Genomic DNA, 19,221 nt, shown 5'->3' with positions numbered 1-19,221 from the left:
CTAAAAGGGTAAAAGGACAGGGTAAAAAAAATCATGAACGCGTATAATTTCATTACCGATTTCAACGCCGCCGCAACAGGGAATCAAACCCCCGATAAAGCGGCACATCTGCGACCGAACGATCCCGATTTTGATCCGAATGCATTGCAGGGTCAGTTAATGGGTGATCCCTCAAAAATCGCAGCAGGCGACAGTACAGCCTTTACCGAACAACAAAAATTGAGTGTCTTGGAAGCCAATAAGAAAGAAAAGAAAGAACGCGCAACATGGCAAGAAATCCTGCGTCAGGTTAATGAGCGTATCGATGCCAATTTCAAGGCAATTGCAAAGCTAATTAATGAAATGTATGAAGGCGCAAATGCGGCTCTGAATACATTCGAGCAGGCGGATCAACTGCTGAAAGAATATAAACGGTATCAAGCAAAAGTTGCCGAAGAGATCAAGCAAAAGGATTTTGAGCTTAATAGTGACGGCACAACCAATAAGTCAGGCGTGAATAAATATCTGGAAGATTACCAAAAACGAAATCCAAATGCTGCTAAACCCAAGACTATGGATGACGTTTTGGAGATTATTAAATTACAATCTCTATACGTTAATGATCATATACTTCCCGAATTGGAGCGGATATCTGATAAATCAACAAACCTTCATGACAGATGGATCAACCGTGCCAAAGGTGCTGAGCAACAACAAAAAGCTAATAAAACGGAATGGGAACAAATTCAGGAAATTAAAGATCCTGAGGAAAAAGCCAAAGCTTTAGAAAATTTTGATGCAAAGCAAAAATCCCAAAAAGCTGAAGAAACACGCTTAAATACACAAGACAATAAAATTCAAACGACTCTGGATGAACGATTTACCCAAATAAGTAAAAATGCCACAGTTGCTGAACCTCATAATCAAGAAAAAATGGCTTTTAATGAAAATAAATCTTTTGGCTTTGGTATAGCCACAAGCAGCACACCAAGTCCTTAATTCATGCCTAAAGCTTGGTTAGGTACATATCCAGGATTATATTTTGTGTACATTTCTTTAAGCCCTGAGAATACTTTTGCATGGTTGTCGACCACCTCCGGCATAGAAACATTGCCATTGGATAAATCCCCATCATAGGAATGACCACCAACATAGAACCTCATGGAGAAGTATTTGCCTTCATCTGCTGTCGGTTGTTTAACAAACTTCACTGGCAAACCATAATAATCAAAATAGGTTTTTAATCCGGCAATCAGTTCCTCTGAACTTTTGGGATAATCTTTATCCACCACCATATAAGCTGCAATGTAATGTGCATTGGGCTTATAAGAGGCATCTTGTGCCGTTCCTGCCGTTCCTTCTAAAATCATCGGTGCGTTGTTTTCAGGATCCTTCTCATTCGTAACAGAAGCCTTATTCGCTTTAATCGCGGTCGGTGTTTCTTTGTAGGTGTTGGCAGACGCCAGTAAAGTCTGACCATTGGCTTTATCAAACGGCAATAAAGACACCGCCCCGAATAGTAACCCTGCCCCCAAAGCCTTGGCTTTTGCGGGTGCATTACTAAAAGTATCGAATATGTTTTTAAGGTTTTTCATACCATAATCTTTCTACCGGTATATTTATATCATTATTGGAGTCCAAAAAGCAAGAAACAATCACACATATCCTCTTGACATGTTGCAACCCCGCAACAGGCGGACTCTAAACGATTATTATGTTACTTTGATGTATATATGCGGCAAAATAAGCAATAATTATTAAATCTCCGCATATATGCGGCAATATTTCTCCGAATCAATGCGGAGATTGCACCTAGTATTTATTTCTGGGGGTAAAGGATTGAATAACAACTATGACATACTGCTCGACAATATCGCCCGCAATGTAAAGCGGCTGCGGAAGGAGAATAATATGTCACAAGCCAGACTTGCCATAGAATCCGATGTGGATCGCACCTATATAGGATATCTGGAAAACTCTAAACACAATGTTTCTTTGAAAGTACTTTGCCAATTGGCCCTTGTTTTTGAGGTGGATGTTTCCGAGCTACTTTCAAATTAAAAGCACCCTTTTAAAATTGTGACGGGTACAGGGTATTCACAAACCAAACACGCTGTGTTTATCCGGCGGGATATCTTGGCCGTAAATTTTAGTTTTCAAAAGATCATTGATATCATTAAATCCGGCATACAGACCGGATTGATCTACAACTTGATCTAACCCCTGCTCTACAAATTTACCTGCCATCTTCTTGCCGCTTTTATCATTGTCGAGCCATAGATTTATATTCTGATACGCGCCGTTTTGGATATATTCCAAAGTATCCTGAAACGAAGACAGGGAGTGCATTATAACCGTATCACCATTTAATTTAGTGCCATTATAAAGCACCAAAAGGGAAAGATAATCTACCGTGCCTTCAAATACATTAACGGAACTGCCCGTCTCGTTTCCTTTGATGATGGTAATATCTCTTTTGATCAAGGCAGATTTGAATACGGGCGTATCGGAAGCCGAACGTATTTCATAGCCCCCTGCCCTGTTCTTTATACCAAAGGCAAAGAAGACTTTATCTTTTTTCAGGTTACGATATTGAACCTCGCTCAGGTATTGGCCAACCAGATATTCCGGTATGCCTCTGCTTTTCAGGTATTGGAATATAGCCGGGTGCTCCACAGGTTTTGCCCTGATGAATTCCAGATCACGGGGAAGCTCTTCTTGAATCTGCTCGAATGTACTAACTGAAGGAAATAAAGATTTGGTGGGAATGCCGCCGAAGCCCAGATCTTCCAAAAAAGAAAGGGCATTTGATACGCCAGAGGCCTTGCCATTGGTTTGCAAATACTTCATGGCAAAGTCAACGACCGAGCGAGAGCCTTCTGCCTCTCCATGATCGAACCAGCAATTATCCCTGACATTGATATAAAAGCTTGGTTCGGCTTCCGAGCGAAATGGACTTAGGTATCGCCATTCACTGCCGCCTCGCTCTTTCTTTTTAACCTCATAGCCCAGTTTTTCCATGAGGTCTGTCAGAGCAATTGAATCGTTGGCTTGTTTACAGTTCATTGGTTTATATCAGGGAGGTCTTTCCCTCGCCCTGCCTTTTTATTCTTTCAGTGAGCATCCTAATTTACATCAACTTGGCGATATTTTGGGCACTGTATTATCCAAGTACCCTGCTTTTAGGGCAAACCGTGCCAATGTCTGCATCATCTGCTCATCTAAATCATTAGTATTAATTAAATTGTGTTTTATCTCGGAAGTAAATTTCCGAACCCGTGTTTCTTGGTTTTTTTGCACCTCTTGTGGATGTTTTGGCTTATAAATCTTCCTGATAGCCCCGAAATTCAGGGTAATCTTAATGCCGATGTAATAGCCCATACGATCCTTGATGCGGCTATAGGTCAGATACCCCTCCTCCATGGCGTCTTGTAGGTAGTTAAACACCATACGATTTGAGCGGCTTAGGTTCTTGGCAATTATGCCGGTGGTGGTTCTAATAGCCCCCTGCCCTGCTCCGTTCCAGCCAGCCAGCAGTGAAAGCATCATACGGGTCATTGGCATTAATCTGGGATTGCGGATAAAGCTCTGTTTTAAGGGTTTTATGAATGTCCCGTTATCATCAGGACAAAGGAGTGATTTTCGGTTCGGCTGGCTAAAGCTGATTTCCGGTTTGTCTGTATAGGGATCAAAGGCTTTAATTGTTGGTAAATCCCGCAGTACATTAAACCCGTTTGATTTGGGTGATGTGAGTTTTGGATAGTGCATGTGCTTATACACCCCTGCCCTAAAAAAGTCACAAAAATCCTTTACAAGTAGATTAGCCACTTGCATTTGATTCGCCAAACCTTTACACTTTTAAGTACGAGTTAAGAGGTACAGATTTGTATCTAAGATAAAAGCCCTGGTTTGCAGACTGGGGCTTTTGTATTTTGTGATCATTCTATAAAGCTAAGAGATGCCTCCTTGAAGGTTGGTTGGACTTTGATCTTCACTCTCATGAAAAGAGAGAAGGGCAGGGCGATTCTCGAGGAATCGTTCCTTACAGTATCATAACTGTCAGATTACTACAACGCCTGTAATGCTGTCAGATAGAAAAACCAATAAAACCAATAACATAGAATGCAGCCTGTAAGGTTGGCAGTAAAACTGACAGTAAGATCTTACAAAACCTTACAGTAAGCTGTGTCAGAAAATAGGGTGTAATCTGACTGTAAAGACCTGTCAGATCTGACAGTAACCTGACTGTAAGGTGTAATCAGAACTGAGGATAAGCGGGACAGGGGGCTTTTTGGGCTTGTCAGATGGATTTTAATTGGGTAGTCTTTTTACAGTAAAGCGTAAGGAGAAATTCATGAGTAAGCTAACCGTGCGTGAAGCCGCAGAATTAACCGGTAAAAGCCGCCAGACTATTAATGACGCCACCAAAGACGGCACGCTAAGTTTCGAGAAGAACGGCAGGGGGCATAAAGTCATTGACGTGTCAGAACTGGAGCGTGTATTTGACCTAATTAAGCAACCTGACGAAATGACCAAGAAGTCAGAGACTGTAAAATCTGACAGTAACTTGACAGTAAAGTCGTCAAGTTGGGAAAAGGAACTCGCTGCAATCCGTCAGGAAATACAGAATTCGCATGAGCGGGAGCGTCATGCCATGCAAGAACAAATTGAATTATTTCGCAAGACATTGGAAGAGACACGCAAAGACAAAGATACATATGTACGCTTATTGGAAGATCATTCATCCGATAAGAATAGTGCCGAAATCGAAAAACTTAAAAAAACCAATGAAGACCTCGAGAAAAAACTTCAGGAGCTTCTTGATGCCGATAAGCTGCGACAAGAAGAACGATTGGAGCGAATAAAGCAAAGAAGAGAACAGCAAAAATTGGAAGCCGAGCAGAGCAGGGGGTTCTTTGCTAAATTGTTTGGCTCTTGATTTTAATGGCTTGCTAACTTTACTTTCCTTACTATCATGAATTATGCTTGGTTCATGGACTTCATCACCCCCGACCAGCACCAGAAATTAATTAAAAATGGCCTGAATGCAGTGGATGACCCGCATCCAGTGGTTATGCTCCATATTCCCGGCACGCCGAATGTTTGGCTTTTGACCCATGTATTTACCGACCAGCCGGACGTAGCATTTGGCTTGGTAGTTTCAGAAGACAATGAACCGGAAATGACCTGCATCTGGCTTTATGATCTTTTTATAAACCACGAGCAGGGCAGGGCGGTGATACCGAATAATAAATTTCATGCCCGTTTTCCGGTTAGTCACTACAAAGTATTAGCGGAGGTATTTGGCAAACTACCTCACGAGGTGCTGAACTTGACGGCTTCTAATGAAACATATGATAGGCCGGATGGCTCATTCCCCGCGCCGGAGCCAATGTAAGGCGAAGACGGGAAAAAATTTGCTCTAAAATTTATCGTAGAGCTGACATATAGACTTATATTTTTTCGGTTGGCACAATTATGAGTTATAGAATGTCTTTCTATAACTCATTTTTTATGCTAATATTGAGGTATAGAATCAGGAGCTATACCTCATGAAATGGATTTGGGAACATAAAGACTGGCCGAATTTTACTTTTGATCAAGACCGTTTTTCAAAATTTGAAATAAAATTTCATAGAAATGTGGGTCTCATTATTGGCTCATTGTCTGGTATTACTACGGATGAGATTGATGATCTCAGGGTCGCAATTCTGAGTAATGAGGCAATTGATACATCCAGAATTGAGGGTGAAATCCTCGATAGGGATTCTGTTCAATCCTCTATTCGTAAGAATCTGGGCTTACAAACCGACGGAAGGCGGGCAAATCCCCAAGAGGCGGGCATTTCCCGAATGTTGGTCGATATCTACAAAACCTACTCCGAACCTTTAACACAAGAAAAGTTATTTAACTGGCATGCCATGATTGTAAATGGGCGAGCCGATCTGGATGTGATAGGTGGATATCGCACCCATTCAGACCCTATGCAAATAGTCTCTGGTCGGTTAGATAGGCCTAAGGTGTTTTATGAAGCTCCGCCGTCTTCCCGCATTCCAGAAGAAATGAAATCCTTTATTGCTTGGTACAATCAATCAACGGAGGAGGGGCTGCCGACAATTATTCATGCCGCCATTGCCCATCTGTATTTTGAACTTATTCACCCGTTTGAAGATGGAAATGGCAGGATAGGGCGTGCAATTGCTGAAAAATCGTTAGCCTTGGCAGCAAAGCAGCCTTTGGTGACATCTTTATCCAGAGTTATTGAACTGGATAAAAAGGCTTATTATCAGGCCTTGGAAAAGGCGAATGGCTCTCTAAATATAAACGAGTGGCTTGAGTATTTTGGGGCAAAAGTACTGGAAGCCCAAAAGCATGTTCAGGAATTAATTAATTTCGTTATTGCCAAGGCAAAATTCCTGCAACAGTTTGATTCAAAGCTGAATGAACGCCAGAAGAAGGTCATACTACGGATATTCCGTGCCGGTCTGGATGGTTTTCAAGGCGGCCTGAGTGCAGAAAACTATATCAGAATTACACAGACTTCCAGAGCAACGGCAACGCGTGATTTACAAGAGCTTGTAGAAATGGGTGCATTAAAACGGGAAGGTAAACTAAGGCATACGAGATATTATCTGGATAGAATAGGCAAAACACAAGCCAATTAAGGATTTGAGTATTCATGGGGTTGTATAGCCTAACGAAAAATGCCTCTAATTAATTTTGCCCGCTATAAGATTTACATTATCCGGCATAATACAGAAATCTTTGGCCAATGCGCTCCATCCGGTTACTGAATCCTGAACTTGCTCAATTATGCCTTTGGCTTCTTTTTGTGATAAATCAGCATGTCCGGCCAATTTCATTAAATCCTTAACACCTGGATTTTGGCCTTCACCGGCAACCATCATACTTTGATGTCCTGCCGGACCTGAAGAGAATGTCAGATCATAGGCCGGTGATACCTGCCAATGTCCACTTTCATTCATGAGAAAAGAAAAATTCTTCGAGTGATCATCTCGATTGTGAGCCAAAACATTGAATGCAGCATACCGGAATATCTTTTGAGCTTCCCTAATATCTTTTGTCAGCCATAAGGTGGCCTTGATTAAATCTTCATAATCCAGAGACGGGGCTCTAAAATCCGAGTGTAGCAATCCACATGCAGTGTGCATATGTAGTTTTTTACCCTCTGGAAGCCTGTCAAAGCGTTTAGAAGCAAAATAACCGGCATTGTCCCGCCCTTTAAACAGATGGGCTTCAGGAAGAGCCAGACCAGCTTTAATTGCCATTTGGTTATAAACATACTCAATAGCACCGGAATCCGTTCCATCGGTAGAATTACCGAATTTAACGATCCAGTGTTCATATCCGGCAGGAATATCATCACTGCCCTGTATTATGGCGTTGGTTTGATGATTAAATCCTATCAAAGCTTTTGGCCTTGCACCGGCAGACGAGCCATTGAGCGTAATGAGTTCCTCTAGAACATCGGAAGCCTGACCGGTTAATACAAGAGCTGTTTGCTGGTTTAGCTCATCCAGATTAATAGGTTCATATGTGGAGGAGGGGGCATAATCAGGCTCGTAAACCAAAGCTCCCATGCCTGAGTGTCCAACATGTGCCAAACGGTCAAGAACATTGACAGTTTCCGGCAATATGCCCTTAGAGCGTAATGAGCGATCCAGTAAAAGTCTGCCCCATCCATCTGGAAGACTATCATTAAAAACCCCAGGCAACCCTTCAAATAAATGCCGCTCAAAAGAATATGTACCTGATTTTAAGGCGAGTTTATAGGGCGATATTTGTAAATCAGAAGACAGAAATTCTGTATCATACTCAAAATAAACCCTATGTTCATTTAAAGCCAGTCGACCGACGGGTAGAGCAGGATGGTTTCCAAAATCGAGCCCAACATGTAATAAATTGACGGCGTTATGTTTCATTTACGAACTCTTTTTCTGATACCAGATTTTGTTTTTTCCTGTGCAGTTTTTTTGATAATATCATCAATACTGCTACTGGAGGAAAGATCACTTTTTATAGCTGTTAGAATAGAATCCGTAAGGTCTAGTACATAGGCCAGTTTGATAAACGATTCCAAAGAGATGTGTCCTGTTTGTTCAAACTTCCGAAGTGCAGCAATGTTTACATTCGATTTATGGGCAAGATCAGCCTGTGTCATACCCGCCTTAACCCGCTTTTCTCGAAGCAGAGCAGGGAGCATATTGACAATTTCATTTGGAGTAATAAATAACATCATTAGCGTAATTATAACACAATATAATCATAATTAATACAATAATACTAGTTAAATACAATACTATTTCTCTTATGACCAAGTAAAATTTGACTGTCATTATGCTTTATGTTATTTAAATTTGGTCATTAGGATTAAAAATCAGTAATTGATAGCATAGAATAATTATTACATGAAAAGTTTGAAACACATTTTAGGAAGCAATGGAAATACAAGGTCAAAATTGGCCTTGTGCCTGCCATTGCTTGCACTTCATTTTGTGTCGGCAGCTCAGACAAACCCTAATAACAACAAAGAAATTCCTAAGATTGCCACAGAGGCAAATAACGCATCTATTAAAGATGAGAAAGAGCCGGAAAACAAAGCGCCGATGATTTTAGAAGGGGATGCTCTGACCGCTTTAAACGTTTCATCTCGTCCAAATGGTCAATATGTGGGCGTTTATATGGTAGTGGATAAAGATTATCCCAAAAGCCCAGAAGAGCTAATTGCCGTATTGAAACAATATTTTGACCATTATGGTTTGCCCGTGAAATTTGTAAAACAAGATAATCCACGAGAGGGCAAATATTTTCATATGGCCTTTTATGTTGGTGGTGAGAGCTATCGCGGTGATTTGTCAAATGGGAATGTCTCATTGCCAGAAGTGGTTGATAATCACAAAAAAGTTTTTATGGCTCTGAGACAAATGTATATCCAGAAAAATAATCTTGATTTAGCAAATGATGGTTTGAGTAATGATTAAGCATTATAAATTGGAGTTAAAATCTTCAATGGTTCTTACAAAAGGTGTAATTTCGACAATTATGGTATAATAAAATATTAAGCTGCCTGATTTTCACTTACCAATAATCTGCTCGTTAAACGCATCCATCGTTTCATGATCGAACTGTGCCAGATAAATCTCCGTCGTTTTGGAATCCTCGTGACCCAAGGCTTGAGAAATAACCGGTACTGGAATGCCTTTTAACTTGGCAATTGTCGCAAAACTATGCCGTGCCACGTAACTTGTTATTGAGGCCTGCACTCCGCAGGATAATGCAATTTCTTTAATTCTTTTGTTATATCGCCGGAGCTCGTCTCTTACCTGATCGTACATTTTCTTCTCGTCCCGCGTAGTTATAACATTTAACAGGAATTCATTTTGTGATTTCCCGAAAGTGTACTTATCCAGAATAACTTGCAGAGGAGGGGTTATTTTAATGTTGTAGAGTTGGCCGGTCTTTTTCCGCTTATATTCTATCCGTCCATTTTGAATTTGATTTATCTTCATATAGGCCAGATCCACGAAGGAAGCCCCCATGAGATAGTAGCTCATAAAGAAGAAGTCCTTAGCCCTGTGCCTCTGGTCTGAATCGGGAACATAATCCTTAATTTTCTGAATATCCTCTTCGGAAATGGCTCTTTTTTTGGTTTTTTCGGTTTTGATCGAATAATTCTCGAACGGATATACATCTTTGCTTAATAACCCTTCAGAGATAGCACGGTTTAACAACGCCCTTAGTGTTCTCATATGAACACTCAAGCCATTTGCTGTATTGCCCTTTCCTAGATACCAAGCCTCATAGGCTTTGAGCCATTGAAAGTTAAGTGATTTTATAGCCAGTTCTTTATCATTCTGAAAATTTTTGATGCTCCGGTAAAGTGTTCTATAAACACGGGCATTACCAAATCGTTTTGCCTCCTCCATTTCGGCTATAATTTTTAGAGAAAAGGCCAATATCCCGTCATTATTGGCTTTGCCGATTAACGCCATTTTTAAATTTTTCATGCTCATCGAGGGCAGGGTGCCTGAATTTTGAAGCTCAATGATTTTGTCTTCAAATTCAATTCTCTGCTTTTTAAGCATATTATTAAGCCGTGTAACATTTTTAAAGCTGGGACACCCTGGCTTGATCTCCATTTTACGATCATTCCAATAGTCAGGATTGACGGTGTATCCCGTGGGGATTTCTAATGTTTCGCGGTCAATTGTAAGCCTGATTTTGATTGCCTGCGTACCATCATTTTTGGTGTAGCGGCCATCCACGAATATTTTTGAAGTTAAACTCATAGACCTGTTTGTTTTGACGAATTGAAATTCTCCAACAATTCTCCAACAAATATAGGTATTTTATGCTTTATTATGAAATAGGATAAATATATATATACCTCATATTAAGCACTTTAAATACATATTGATACATATGAAACCAGTATTTATGCTGCCTTACAAGCAGAGGGTCGGGGGTTCGAATCCCTCAACTCCCACGAAAACAAAGCACTTAGTCGAAAGATTAGGTGCTTTTTTCTTATAAGGCTACAGAGCTCAGACGAAGGCAATGCAACAGCATTCGAACCCAGAACAAAAGTTGGGGGATAGCTACTGATGAAGAAATCCCAAATAAAACATTGATGACAACTGTGACGAATAAGCATGGTCTTACTATCATCAGAAGAAAACAACACATCTCTAATATTATACCCTAACCGAACTTCTAGATACCTTTATTTAAGTTAAGAACAAGGTGTAAGTTTTGATATTAAAATATATAATAGTTTGGGCGAAATAGTCGCAGATATAAGAAACACTACATCAATTGATTTAGGCGAATTTTAAAGTAGGTAACTATTTTGATCTATGCATAGCTCTCGTTTCAAAGAAAAAGGACGTACAAAAGATCACTATAATGAAATAACAAACCCTGCATAGCCATTTTTAGGAGCTTATAATTTTGAAATATTACATGAAAGTCACTCTTAATAACAAATATTTTCAAGTAGAGAATCTATGAATCGGTGCAACTCACAATCCTATACTGTCTATACCATAGCACTTCATTTTTTGTTAAGCATTTTACAGTGAAACACATTATTTCATATAAAGTTCGGATCCCCGAGTTGCCTATAACTTATTATATACAAGTGATTTATCAAGATATGCTTAATCACAAATAATGCTTCAAACTAGCATAGAATCATATGCCCTAATAGGCTTTTTAAATTTTTAGTAAACTATTCGGGGGAACACAACCTATCGGTATATCAAGCTATTATACTAATTTGCTCCACTAAACCCTACCAAAATAAAAAATGAGCAAAGAAGTTGTCGTTGTTGAGGAATACGAAAGAGAACCTATTCCCAAAAAAGAACTCAAAGGATGGAAAAGCTTTTTGGGCATGTATGCTGGAGAACATGCAGCAGGTACTGAGTTTGTTATTGGTCCACTTTTCCTTACCACTGGTGTCAGTGCATTTGACTTATTAATGGGTCTTCTGGTTGGTAATCTGATGGCCGTATTGTCTTGGAGATATCTAACCGCCGAAATTGCTGTCAAAAACAGGTTTACACTTTATTTCCAACTGGAAAAGATATGCGGAAAAAGCCTCGTAAAGTTTTATAATATTGCCAACGGCGTTCTTTTTTGCTTTTTGGCAGGCTCTATGTTAACCGTTTCTGCTACAGCTGTAGGCATCCCTTTTAATATGGATATGCCTAAGCTTACAGACGTCATGCCAAATGGATCTACTTGGATTATTATTGTGGTTATGCTTGGAGCCATTACCACCTATGTAGCCGCCAAAGGTTACAGCATGGTATCTAAAGCCGCCAATTGGATGTCACCCATTATTATCATCGGATTTCTTGCAGCTGGAATTGTAGCACTAAACCAGTTGGAAATAAAAAGCTTTAGCGATTTCTGGAATATTTGGGGAGAAGGTAGAGAGCCTTTTCCTGGACAAATCAAATACACCTTTTGGCATGTTGCTATTTGGTCATGGTTTGCAAACGCTGCTATGCACGTAGGTATGTCTGACCTTTCTGTTTTCAGATATGCTAAATCCGCTAAATCAGGATGGACTACAGCCGCAGGAATGTATGTAGGTCATTACATGGCATGGATAGCTGCTGCGTTGCTTTATGCCGTTTATTTAAAATCACCAGAAGCCTTAAATTTCTTAGCAAATGGAGAAGCCCCATCTGTGGCTCCAGGTCCTCTGGCATATAATGCCATTGGTGCATTTGGTGTTTTGGTGGTAATTCTTGCCGGTTGGACCACCGCAAACCCAACCATTTACAGGGCAGGTTTAGCCTTTCAAACGCTATTCCCTAAAATGAAATCCAGTGGTGCCACCATCATAGCGGGTACTTTGGCTACTGCTGCAGGCATATTTCCTGCATTCGCTATGCAATTATTAGATTTCGTAGCGGTTTACGGGTTTATTTTAGCTCCGGTAGGAGCTATTATTGTCTTTGACCAATTCTTCTCTTCTAAGTTAGACATTACATCGGACTACGCTGAAAAGAAAAAGTTAAACCTAAACTGGGCGGTGCTTTTGGCTTGGGCTGTAAGTGTTTGTGGATTCTATTTCTACGCTAAGACAAATGGAATTTTCCTTTCCTTCTTAACACTTCCTGCTTGGATTTCCTGTGGTGTGCTTTTCTTACTATTTAGCAAATACTTTCAAAAAAAGAACGCTTAAGAAAAAATCAAACACTGCCTGTAAATTAGAAGTGGAGTTCTGTCAAAAGTTCTTCACTTCTCTTTTTATATAGATGTTTGATTTTTGGCGTATATTGGGATAAGACTTCATCCCTTTATGAAACAAGTACTACTCTTTATTTTGGCTGTGACCTCTGCCAATACTCAAATCAACACTGAAAATATTAAAATTGCCCGTGACCAATGGGGCGTTCCACATATTTTTGCCCCTACCGACCCTGAAGTAGCCTATGGCTTAGCATGGGCACATAGCGAAGATGACTTTAAAACGATACAGTTGACGCTATTGGCCGGAAAAGGTATGCTTGGAAAACTCAATGGAAAAGAAGGTGCGGCTGTTGATTACGTGGTAGGTTTATTAAGAACCAAGCAAATTGCGGAAGAAAACATGCATCCTCTTTCACCAGAATTTACAGATTTGGCAAAGGGGTATTTGGCTGGAATTAATCACTATGCCCTGCTACATCCGGAAGAGATTCTCGTGAAAAAATTGTTTCCTCTTAGTATGACAGACTATGTCTCCTCCCAAATACTTTCTTTATCGGTCCTGTCTGGTGTCGATGCAGTCTTAAAGGATATTTATAGTGGAAAGATCAACAAAAGCATAGCAATAAAGGGCTCCAATGCCTTTGCTTTTGCTTCTTCTAAAACTACTACTGGCGAAACCTTCCTAAATATAAATTCTCATCAACCTCTTGAAGGTCCAGTAGCATGGTACGAAGCCCATCTTCAGAGCGAAGACGGTTGGAATATCCTTGGTGGTTTATTTCCAGCCGGCTGTGTGGTATTTCTTGGCACCAATGAAAATCTTGGTTGGGCTCATACGGTAAATCATCAAGACAAAATAGATGTTTATCGCCTTCAAATGAAGGGCAAAAGGTCTAATAAATATCTCTTTGATGGTCAATGGCTCAAATTGGAAAAACAGAAAGTCAGGTTAAAAGTTAAACTAGGCCTCATTACGATACCTATTGGCAAAAAAGCATATTGGAGCGTATATGGTGCCACTGTCAAAACTAAAGAAGGCTCTTATTCCATCCGTTTGGGTGCCAACCAAGACATCAGAGGCGTAGAGCAATGGTATAAAATGAACAAGTCCAAAAACTTCGAAGACTTTTATAAAGCCATGGAAATGGTAGCCATACCAGGCTTCAATACCGTATATGCAGATTCAGAAGACCAAATTTTTTATGTGTCAAATGGTAAAATTCCGATAAGGAACCCTAAGTATAATTGGTCTGGCGTACTTCCAGGAAATACTTCAGAAACACTTTGGACAGATTTTCATCCCTTCGAGTCTTTACCACAGTATCTCAATCCGAAGTCTGGCTATTTGTACAATACCAACAATACCGTAATTCATGCAACTGGCAAGGAAGACAATATAAATGCTGATGATCTTGACCAGACCATGGGATATCCACTCAAAGACAATAATAGGAGCAAAAGGTTTGAAGAATTAATAGGGCAGTATCCCAAAGCGAGTTATGAAGATTTCAAAACCATTAAATATGATGGTCAGTACCCTACTACTTTTCATTTCCCCATTGACATCAATATCATCAGGAATCTTAAATCATCTAATTACACACAAATTGCGAAAGAAATAGAGCTGCTACAACAATGGAATAGGAAATCAAATATTGAAAATACAGGAGCCGGATTTTTTGCTATACTGATATATAAGATAAATGATTATTATACCAAGTATAAAACGGATGCAATTCTTACGGAAAAAGAAGCTGTTCTCCTTATAGAAGAGACCAAGAATGAATTGATTCAAGGCTTTGGAAAGACGGATGTACCTTTAGGCCAAGTTCAAAAGCTTGTACGTGGGCCCAACAAAATAAATCTACCAGGCCTCCCAGATGTTTTGGCAGCCATGTACACGGCTGCACATAAAAATGGAATGAGAAAGGGAGTGGCAGGAGAATCTTATATACAGCTCGTTCGATTCAAAAAAGGTGAATTGCCGAAAATAGAATCTGTCATTAATTATGGTGCTTCTAGCCATCCAAAAAATCCACACTATGCCGACCAAATGGAAATGTTCGTAAATCAAAAGACCAAGAAGATGACTTTGGATAAGGCTGAGGTATTGAAAAGTGCTGATCGGGTTTATTCGCCTGAATGAAAAGGTAAACGGAATCATTTTTTACTTCTTTAAACCCTCAAGCAGTAAGGAGTCTAATTCCGCATTTAATTTCTCTCTTTTTTTACTCGGTTTGTCAGCATCCAATTTAAATTCTAAATATTCAAAGTATTCTCTATCTTCAATCTCTCCTTTTCGTATTAATCTATTTCGAATCCATATGCTTGAGTTGAAAAAACTTTTTAAGGAATTATTATACGTGGAAATCTCCTTTTTACAATGATTAACAATCAAGAGATTCTTTGTTTTGGAATCAAATTCTTTAGCCGTAGTAAGCATTGAATCGATTTCAAAAACTTTATCACAAAGTGCGAAGTCTTGGATATTGTCCTGATAGTTTTTTATAAATTCAATATTACTAGACATTTTATATGGCAAAATACTATCATTCTCGCATTGAAGTCTACGTTCTATTAATTTAACGTTTGCTTTTAAGCAGCCAATTAATGCTTTTTCTTCCTTCGATACTTCATTAGCATGAGCATAGACATCCTTCTTAATCCTTTGATAGCCGTAAATGAGAAAGGATACACCAATAACAATAATAACTAGTGTTTTTTTCATTTATTAATGTTGTTTAACACTTTAATAGCTAAACTTAAGCCCGTGTAGATAAAGGGAATAGCTCTACAAAACATATTACTAGTGAAAGAACATAAATTTAGAAACAGTTTTGCCAGCTTACTCGGCTCTATTATAGGGATACTATTATTTATTTTCCCAATATATAAAAGAGTCACGGAAGATAGAGATCATCTATTTGTCTTTTTATACCTCTTAACCATTTTATATTTCTTCCTTGATATTGCTTTTAAGATAATTAAACCGAGAGTGCTTTTTCGAAACGAATGTATTGAATTTAGAAAAAATATCTTTTACAAAAAGAAGATATTGAACTCTCAAATCATAGAAATTAAATGGAGTAATTCTGACGTTCAAATAATTACTAAAAAAGGTAGTACCAAAATTGATTCAAAAGATATTCATAAAAAAGATAGGCCGCTATTTATTCAACTTTTAAATGAAATTAAGCCTACCACTAAGTTATCACCAAAACAATCTTGATAAAAAGAAAAAGTTATTGCCAAATAAAAAGGGCAAACAGAAAACTGCTTGCCCTTCAAAATAATATATAGTGACAGCGTATTAACCTATCATTAAACTCTCTCTACGCCTCATTTTACCCGCTGGTATTCCGAACATCATTTTAAATCTACGGCAAAAATATGCTGTATCTTTATAACCAACCTCAGCACCAATGGCACGAATGCTTTTCTTAGAAGTTCTTAGAAGCGTTACCGCAGCTTCCATTCTTTGATATTCTATATAATCCTGAGGATTGATACCTGTCAACATTTTGAAGTATTGACCTACATAATCTTCAGAAACATTGGCAACATTGGCCAACTGCTTATTAGACAAATCGCCTTCTAGGTTTTCCTTAATATAAGCGAAGATATCAATCAAACGAGGATCTTTGAAATACGTACTGTTTGTGGCTAGCTGTTCCACAAACATTTTGTTTCTTAGGATAAAGCGAATGATTTCAATAACAACCTCCTCGGTTTTATTCATTATCACACGACCTCTACCCGCTTCGTCTGTAAAGTCTTCCACCAAAATATCCTTTATCAATCCCGCCAATTTGCTATCATTCTTGATGAAGAAAGGAGGAATATCTAAAGAGGTGAAAAAGTTAACAGAGTCAAAAACTTTAGCTTCAAAAGCAATTAAGCCAAAAGAGTTACGTACCTTACCTATTTCATGAGGAATAGTCATGGCATCCCAGTAGTGCTCTCTTCTAGTCATGAACTCTTCATAACTGATATTTTTTGGCTCTCCAGTACCGAAGTTAATGTTTGAAGACTTGCCTCCAGGGATAAAAAGCATATCCCCTGGCTCTATCTTCTCTTCAATACCTTCTAATTTAACATTGCCATCGTAAAGAATTAATAATGTGTTTTCCACATCATAAAAATTCTTAATTACTATTGGCTGCAGCACATTAATATGCCTGGCTTTGGCAAATTTTACGCCGAGTGATTCAATGATTTTATTATAATCTTCCATAATTAGTATTTCTTTTTTCTTAACAAATTACCAGTGTATTCGTTCCTCTTCAGGAATAATAATGTTGTACAAAACTAATAATTTATTCTTAAGAGTCAAAAGTCTTGTAAAATTCTAATGTTTAATTATTCATACAAATGGCACAGAAAACCGAGTCATTTCACGAAAAAGTATAATTTTATAGCATCTGAAGCCGTTTTTTTGTTTAATAATAATTGGTAAAAAACATAGAAGTTTTTCAAAAGAGCATAAAAAAAGAGCTTCAAAGAAGCCCTTTAAAGTACAATAGTATGTTAATTTACTGCAATATCGATCTCGCAATTACCAGTCTTTGAATCTCAGAAGTACCTTCGTAAATTTCTGTAATCTTGGCATCTCGCATCATTCTTTCCACATGATACTCCTTTACATAACCATATCCACCATGAACCTGAACCGCCTGAGTAGTAACCCACATAGCTACCTCAGAGGCATATACTTTTGCCATTGCCGCAGACTCCGAATAATTTCTCCCTTGGTCCTTTTCCCAAGCAGCTTTATAAATTAAAAGCCTTGCTGCTTCTATTCTGGTGTGCATATCTGCCAGCTTAAATTGAATGGCTTGGTGTTTAGAAATCTCCTTACCAAAAGCCTTTCTTTCTTGTGAATATTTCAAAGCCCTTTCATAAGCACCTCCAGCAATTCCTAAAGCTTGTGCTGCAATTCCAATTCTTCCACCATCCAATGTTCCCATTGCAAATTTGAACCCGTGCCCATCCTCTCCTATTCGATTTTCTTTAGGCACCTTGACATCAGAAAACATGAGTGAATGTGTATCTGAAGAACGAATGCCCATTTTGTCTTCTTTTTTACCAACCACAAAACCCTCGGTACCTTTCTCTATAATTAAAGCATTGATACCTCTATGACCTTTATCTACATCGGTTTGAGCAATCACAAGGGCAATATCAGATGTACCTCCATTGGTTATCCAATTTTTCGTTCCGTTGACCACATAATGATCACCAGCATCTACGGCCGTGGTTCTTTGAGATGTGGCATCAGAACCAGCTTCCGGCTCCGAAAGGCAAAAACAACCTAGCTTCTCTCCTGTGGCCAATGCCGTCAAATATTTCTCCTTTTGTTCTTTGGTACCGTATTTTTCTAAACCCCAGCAAACCAAAGAATTGTTTACCGACATAACGACGGCAGCAGAAGCATCCACTTTAGCGATTTCTTCCATTGCCAAGACATAGCTAATGCTGTCCATTCCACCTCCACCATACTCTGGATCTACCATCATACCCAGAAAACCCAGTTCTCCCATCATTTTGACCTGCTTCACAGGAAATTTTGAGTGGGTATCTCTTTCTATGGCATCATGAAGTAATTCTTTCTCAGCAAAATCACGTGCAGCCTCTTTAACCGCTAATTGTTCTTCTGATAAATCGAAATTTATTCCTTGCATTGGTTTCTGTGTTTGAAGTTAGAACCAAATTTAAGATCTTAAATAATGGTATGCAAGCATACTATTATTTTCAAACCAATAAATAACTCGCAGTCTATTACGCTACTCCTCCGTTTACAGAAAGTGTATGTCCATTTATATAAGAAGCTTCTTCCGTGGCCAAAAACAAATAAGCATTGGCTATATCCTCTGGCTCCCCAAGCCTTTTTACAGGAATATCAGCAATAAAACCATTTCTGATTTCCTCGGGGATGCTATCGGTCATTTCCGTTTTTATAAACCCTGGAGCCACCGCATTTGCGGTAATGTTATACTTACCAAACTCCTTGGCCCATGTTTTGACCATACCAATAATCGCGGCTTTAGAGGCCACATAGTTAGTTTGACCAAAACCACCTGTTATTCCTACTACAGAAGAAGTACAAATAACCCTTCCATATCGGTTTTCAATCATCAAAGGAATTACGGCCTTGGTACAGTTAAAAACCCCGGTAAGGTTAATGTCAATGACAGATTGCCATTCCTCCGTACTCATCTTTAAGAAACTTTTGTCTCTTAGAATACCCGCATTATTAATAAGGATATCAATTCGACCATATTTTTCAAAGACACTTTTAGCTGCCAAATGACACTCCTCTATGTTTTTTACATTTACTTTTTGAAAGAAACATATATCCCCTGATGTATCCATCAAATCGGCTGTTTGCTTCCCTTCCTCCAAAATATCCCAAATAACTACCTTAGCTCCTTCCTTAATAAAAAGTTCTACGGTAGCCTTCCCTATTCCTCTGGCTCCGCCAGTAATAATAGCCACTTTGTCTTCTAATCTCAT

At 38.9% G+C, this 19,221-nt stretch carries 19 protein-coding genes; 9 read left to right on the top strand and 10 right to left on the bottom strand.

Features of this window, described 5'->3' with window-relative positions; all coding sequences use genetic code 11:
• The first annotated feature begins 33 nt into the window (after positions 1–33).
• Complete coding sequence (locus ACTBZY_RS04730) at positions 34–978, top strand: hypothetical protein (RefSeq protein WP_463045188.1); 945 nt, start codon at positions 34–36, stop codon at positions 976–978.
• On the opposite strand, the gene ACTBZY_RS04725 is transcribed toward ACTBZY_RS04730, so the two are convergent.
• Positions 975–1,574 (bottom strand): hypothetical protein, encoded by a 600-nt coding sequence (locus ACTBZY_RS04725; protein WP_463045187.1) that lies wholly within the window; start codon positions 1,572–1,574, stop codon positions 975–977. The two genes, ACTBZY_RS04730 and ACTBZY_RS04725, sit on opposite strands and share 4 nt — an antisense overlap.
• Before the next feature lie 211 nt (positions 1,575–1,785).
• Between ACTBZY_RS04725 and ACTBZY_RS04720 the strand changes: the two genes are divergently transcribed.
• Complete coding sequence (locus ACTBZY_RS04720; protein WP_463045186.1) at positions 1,786–2,040, top strand: helix-turn-helix domain-containing protein; 255 nt, start codon at positions 1,786–1,788, stop codon at positions 2,038–2,040.
• Between the two features lie 36 nt (positions 2,041–2,076).
• Here the strand turns inward: ACTBZY_RS04720 and ACTBZY_RS04715 are convergent, their stop codons facing one another.
• The gene (locus tag ACTBZY_RS04715) at positions 2,077–3,045 is read right to left on the bottom strand and encodes a toprim domain-containing protein (RefSeq protein WP_463045185.1); all 969 of its coding nucleotides are present in this window, start codon (positions 3,043–3,045) and stop codon (positions 2,077–2,079) included.
• A gap of 69 nt (positions 3,046–3,114) precedes the next feature.
• The gene (locus ACTBZY_RS04710) at positions 3,115–3,825 is read right to left on the bottom strand and encodes a hypothetical protein (protein ID WP_463045184.1); all 711 of its coding nucleotides are present in this window, start codon (positions 3,823–3,825) and stop codon (positions 3,115–3,117) included.
• A 508-nt stretch (positions 3,826–4,333) separates the two neighbouring features.
• On the opposite strand from ACTBZY_RS04710, the gene ACTBZY_RS04705 reads away from it, so the two are divergent.
• From ACTBZY_RS04705 to ACTBZY_RS04695, 3 genes are all read left to right on the top strand, one after another.
• Positions 4,334–4,918 carry a helix-turn-helix domain-containing protein gene (locus ACTBZY_RS04705; RefSeq protein ID WP_463045183.1) on the top strand — a complete coding sequence of 195 codons (585 nt, stop codon included), beginning with the start codon at positions 4,334–4,336 and terminating at the stop codon, positions 4,916–4,918.
• A gap of 36 nt (positions 4,919–4,954) precedes the next feature.
• The gene (locus ACTBZY_RS04700; protein WP_463045182.1) at positions 4,955–5,377 is read left to right on the top strand and encodes a DUF2958 domain-containing protein; all 423 of its coding nucleotides are present in this window, start codon (positions 4,955–4,957) and stop codon (positions 5,375–5,377) included.
• Between the two features lie 154 nt (positions 5,378–5,531).
• Positions 5,532–6,644: a Fic family protein gene (locus tag ACTBZY_RS04695; protein ID WP_463045181.1), complete on the top strand. Its 1,113-nt coding sequence runs from the start codon at positions 5,532–5,534 to the stop codon at positions 6,642–6,644.
• 45 nt (positions 6,645–6,689) lie between these two features.
• Here ACTBZY_RS04695 and ACTBZY_RS04690 read toward each other — a convergent pair whose 3' ends face one another.
• Positions 6,690–7,922 (bottom strand): type II toxin-antitoxin system HipA family toxin, encoded by a 1,233-nt coding sequence (locus ACTBZY_RS04690; RefSeq protein WP_463045180.1) that lies wholly within the window; start codon positions 7,920–7,922, stop codon positions 6,690–6,692.
• Complete coding sequence (locus tag ACTBZY_RS04685) at positions 7,919–8,239, bottom strand: helix-turn-helix domain-containing protein (protein WP_463045179.1); 321 nt, start codon at positions 8,237–8,239, stop codon at positions 7,919–7,921. Before ACTBZY_RS04685 ends, ACTBZY_RS04690 begins: the two co-directional genes overlap by 4 nt.
• Before the next feature lie 169 nt (positions 8,240–8,408).
• Between ACTBZY_RS04685 and ACTBZY_RS04680 the strand changes: the two genes are divergently transcribed.
• Positions 8,409–8,981 carry a hypothetical protein gene (locus tag ACTBZY_RS04680; RefSeq protein WP_463045178.1) on the top strand — a complete coding sequence of 191 codons (573 nt, stop codon included), beginning with the start codon at positions 8,409–8,411 and terminating at the stop codon, positions 8,979–8,981.
• A 93-nt stretch (positions 8,982–9,074) separates the two neighbouring features.
• Here ACTBZY_RS04680 and ACTBZY_RS04675 read toward each other — a convergent pair whose 3' ends face one another.
• Positions 9,075–10,289: a phage integrase SAM-like domain-containing protein gene (locus ACTBZY_RS04675; RefSeq protein ID WP_463045177.1), complete on the bottom strand. Its 1,215-nt coding sequence runs from the start codon at positions 10,287–10,289 to the stop codon at positions 9,075–9,077.
• Positions 10,290–11,308: 1,019 nt separating this feature from the next.
• On the opposite strand from ACTBZY_RS04675, the gene ACTBZY_RS04670 reads away from it, so the two are divergent.
• Both ACTBZY_RS04670 and ACTBZY_RS04665 read left to right on the top strand, forming a co-directional pair.
• Positions 11,309–12,700: a purine-cytosine permease family protein gene (locus ACTBZY_RS04670; RefSeq protein WP_463045176.1), complete on the top strand. Its 1,392-nt coding sequence runs from the start codon at positions 11,309–11,311 to the stop codon at positions 12,698–12,700.
• 117 nt (positions 12,701–12,817) lie between these two features.
• Entirely contained in the window at positions 12,818–14,854 is a 2,037-nt protein-coding gene (locus ACTBZY_RS04665; protein WP_463045175.1) for a penicillin acylase family protein, read from the top strand.
• 21 nt (positions 14,855–14,875) lie between these two features.
• On the opposite strand, the gene ACTBZY_RS04660 is transcribed toward ACTBZY_RS04665, so the two are convergent.
• Positions 14,876–15,436, bottom strand: coding sequence for a hypothetical protein (locus ACTBZY_RS04660; RefSeq protein WP_463045174.1), 561 nt, complete (start codon positions 15,434–15,436; stop codon positions 14,876–14,878).
• Positions 15,437–15,517: 81 nt separating this feature from the next.
• On the opposite strand from ACTBZY_RS04660, the gene ACTBZY_RS04655 reads away from it, so the two are divergent.
• Positions 15,518–15,937 carry a hypothetical protein gene (locus ACTBZY_RS04655; protein WP_463045173.1) on the top strand — a complete coding sequence of 140 codons (420 nt, stop codon included), beginning with the start codon at positions 15,518–15,520 and terminating at the stop codon, positions 15,935–15,937.
• An 81-nt stretch (positions 15,938–16,018) separates the two neighbouring features.
• Here the strand turns inward: ACTBZY_RS04655 and ACTBZY_RS04650 are convergent, their stop codons facing one another.
• From ACTBZY_RS04650 to ACTBZY_RS04640, 3 genes are all read right to left on the bottom strand, one after another.
• On the bottom strand, positions 16,019–16,942 hold the full coding sequence (locus ACTBZY_RS04650; RefSeq protein WP_463045172.1) for a helix-turn-helix domain-containing protein: 924 nt from the start codon (positions 16,940–16,942) through the stop codon (positions 16,019–16,021).
• Positions 16,943–17,240: 298 nt separating this feature from the next.
• On the bottom strand, positions 17,241–18,380 hold the full coding sequence (locus ACTBZY_RS04645) for an acyl-CoA dehydrogenase (RefSeq protein WP_463045348.1): 1,140 nt from the start codon (positions 18,378–18,380) through the stop codon (positions 17,241–17,243).
• 106 nt (positions 18,381–18,486) lie between these two features.
• On the bottom strand, positions 18,487–19,221 hold the full coding sequence (locus ACTBZY_RS04640; protein WP_463045347.1) for a beta-ketoacyl-ACP reductase: 735 nt from the start codon (positions 19,219–19,221) through the stop codon (positions 18,487–18,489).

Source organism: Arcticibacterium sp., from assembly GCF_055134445.1.
This window is presented reverse-complemented; position numbering and strand designations above follow the sequence as displayed.

What these genes read in the sequence shown, in the direction of transcription:
- ACTBZY_RS04660 (WP_463045174.1), bottom strand. Translation starts at nt 15,436, where the DNA reads ATGAAAAAAACACTAGTTATTATTGTTATTGGTGTATCCTTTCTCATT.
- ACTBZY_RS04640 (WP_463045347.1), bottom strand. Translation starts at nt 19,221, where the DNA reads ATGAGATTAGAAGACAAAGTGGCTATTATTACTGGCGGAGCCAGAGGA.
- ACTBZY_RS04725 (WP_463045187.1), bottom strand. Translation starts at nt 1,574, where the DNA reads ATGAAAAACCTTAAAAACATATTCGATACTTTTAGTAATGCACCCGCA.
- ACTBZY_RS04730 (WP_463045188.1), top strand. Translation starts at nt 34, where the DNA reads ATGAACGCGTATAATTTCATTACCGATTTCAACGCCGCCGCAACAGGG.
- ACTBZY_RS04650 (WP_463045172.1), bottom strand. Translation starts at nt 16,942, where the DNA reads ATGGAAGATTATAATAAAATCATTGAATCACTCGGCGTAAAATTTGCC.
- ACTBZY_RS04690 (WP_463045180.1), bottom strand. Translation starts at nt 7,922, where the DNA reads ATGAAACATAACGCCGTCAATTTATTACATGTTGGGCTCGATTTTGGA.
- ACTBZY_RS04700 (WP_463045182.1), top strand. Translation starts at nt 4,955, where the DNA reads ATGAATTATGCTTGGTTCATGGACTTCATCACCCCCGACCAGCACCAG.
- ACTBZY_RS04670 (WP_463045176.1), top strand. Translation starts at nt 11,309, where the DNA reads ATGAGCAAAGAAGTTGTCGTTGTTGAGGAATACGAAAGAGAACCTATT.
- ACTBZY_RS04675 (WP_463045177.1), bottom strand. Translation starts at nt 10,289, where the DNA reads ATGAGTTTAACTTCAAAAATATTCGTGGATGGCCGCTACACCAAAAAT.
- ACTBZY_RS04705 (WP_463045183.1), top strand. Translation starts at nt 4,334, where the DNA reads ATGAGTAAGCTAACCGTGCGTGAAGCCGCAGAATTAACCGGTAAAAGC.
- ACTBZY_RS04685 (WP_463045179.1), bottom strand. Translation starts at nt 8,239, where the DNA reads ATGATGTTATTTATTACTCCAAATGAAATTGTCAATATGCTCCCTGCT.
- ACTBZY_RS04695 (WP_463045181.1), top strand. Translation starts at nt 5,532, where the DNA reads ATGAAATGGATTTGGGAACATAAAGACTGGCCGAATTTTACTTTTGAT.
- ACTBZY_RS04665 (WP_463045175.1), top strand. Translation starts at nt 12,818, where the DNA reads ATGAAACAAGTACTACTCTTTATTTTGGCTGTGACCTCTGCCAATACT.
- ACTBZY_RS04680 (WP_463045178.1), top strand. Translation starts at nt 8,409, where the DNA reads ATGAAAAGTTTGAAACACATTTTAGGAAGCAATGGAAATACAAGGTCA.
- ACTBZY_RS04715 (WP_463045185.1), bottom strand. Translation starts at nt 3,045, where the DNA reads ATGAACTGTAAACAAGCCAACGATTCAATTGCTCTGACAGACCTCATG.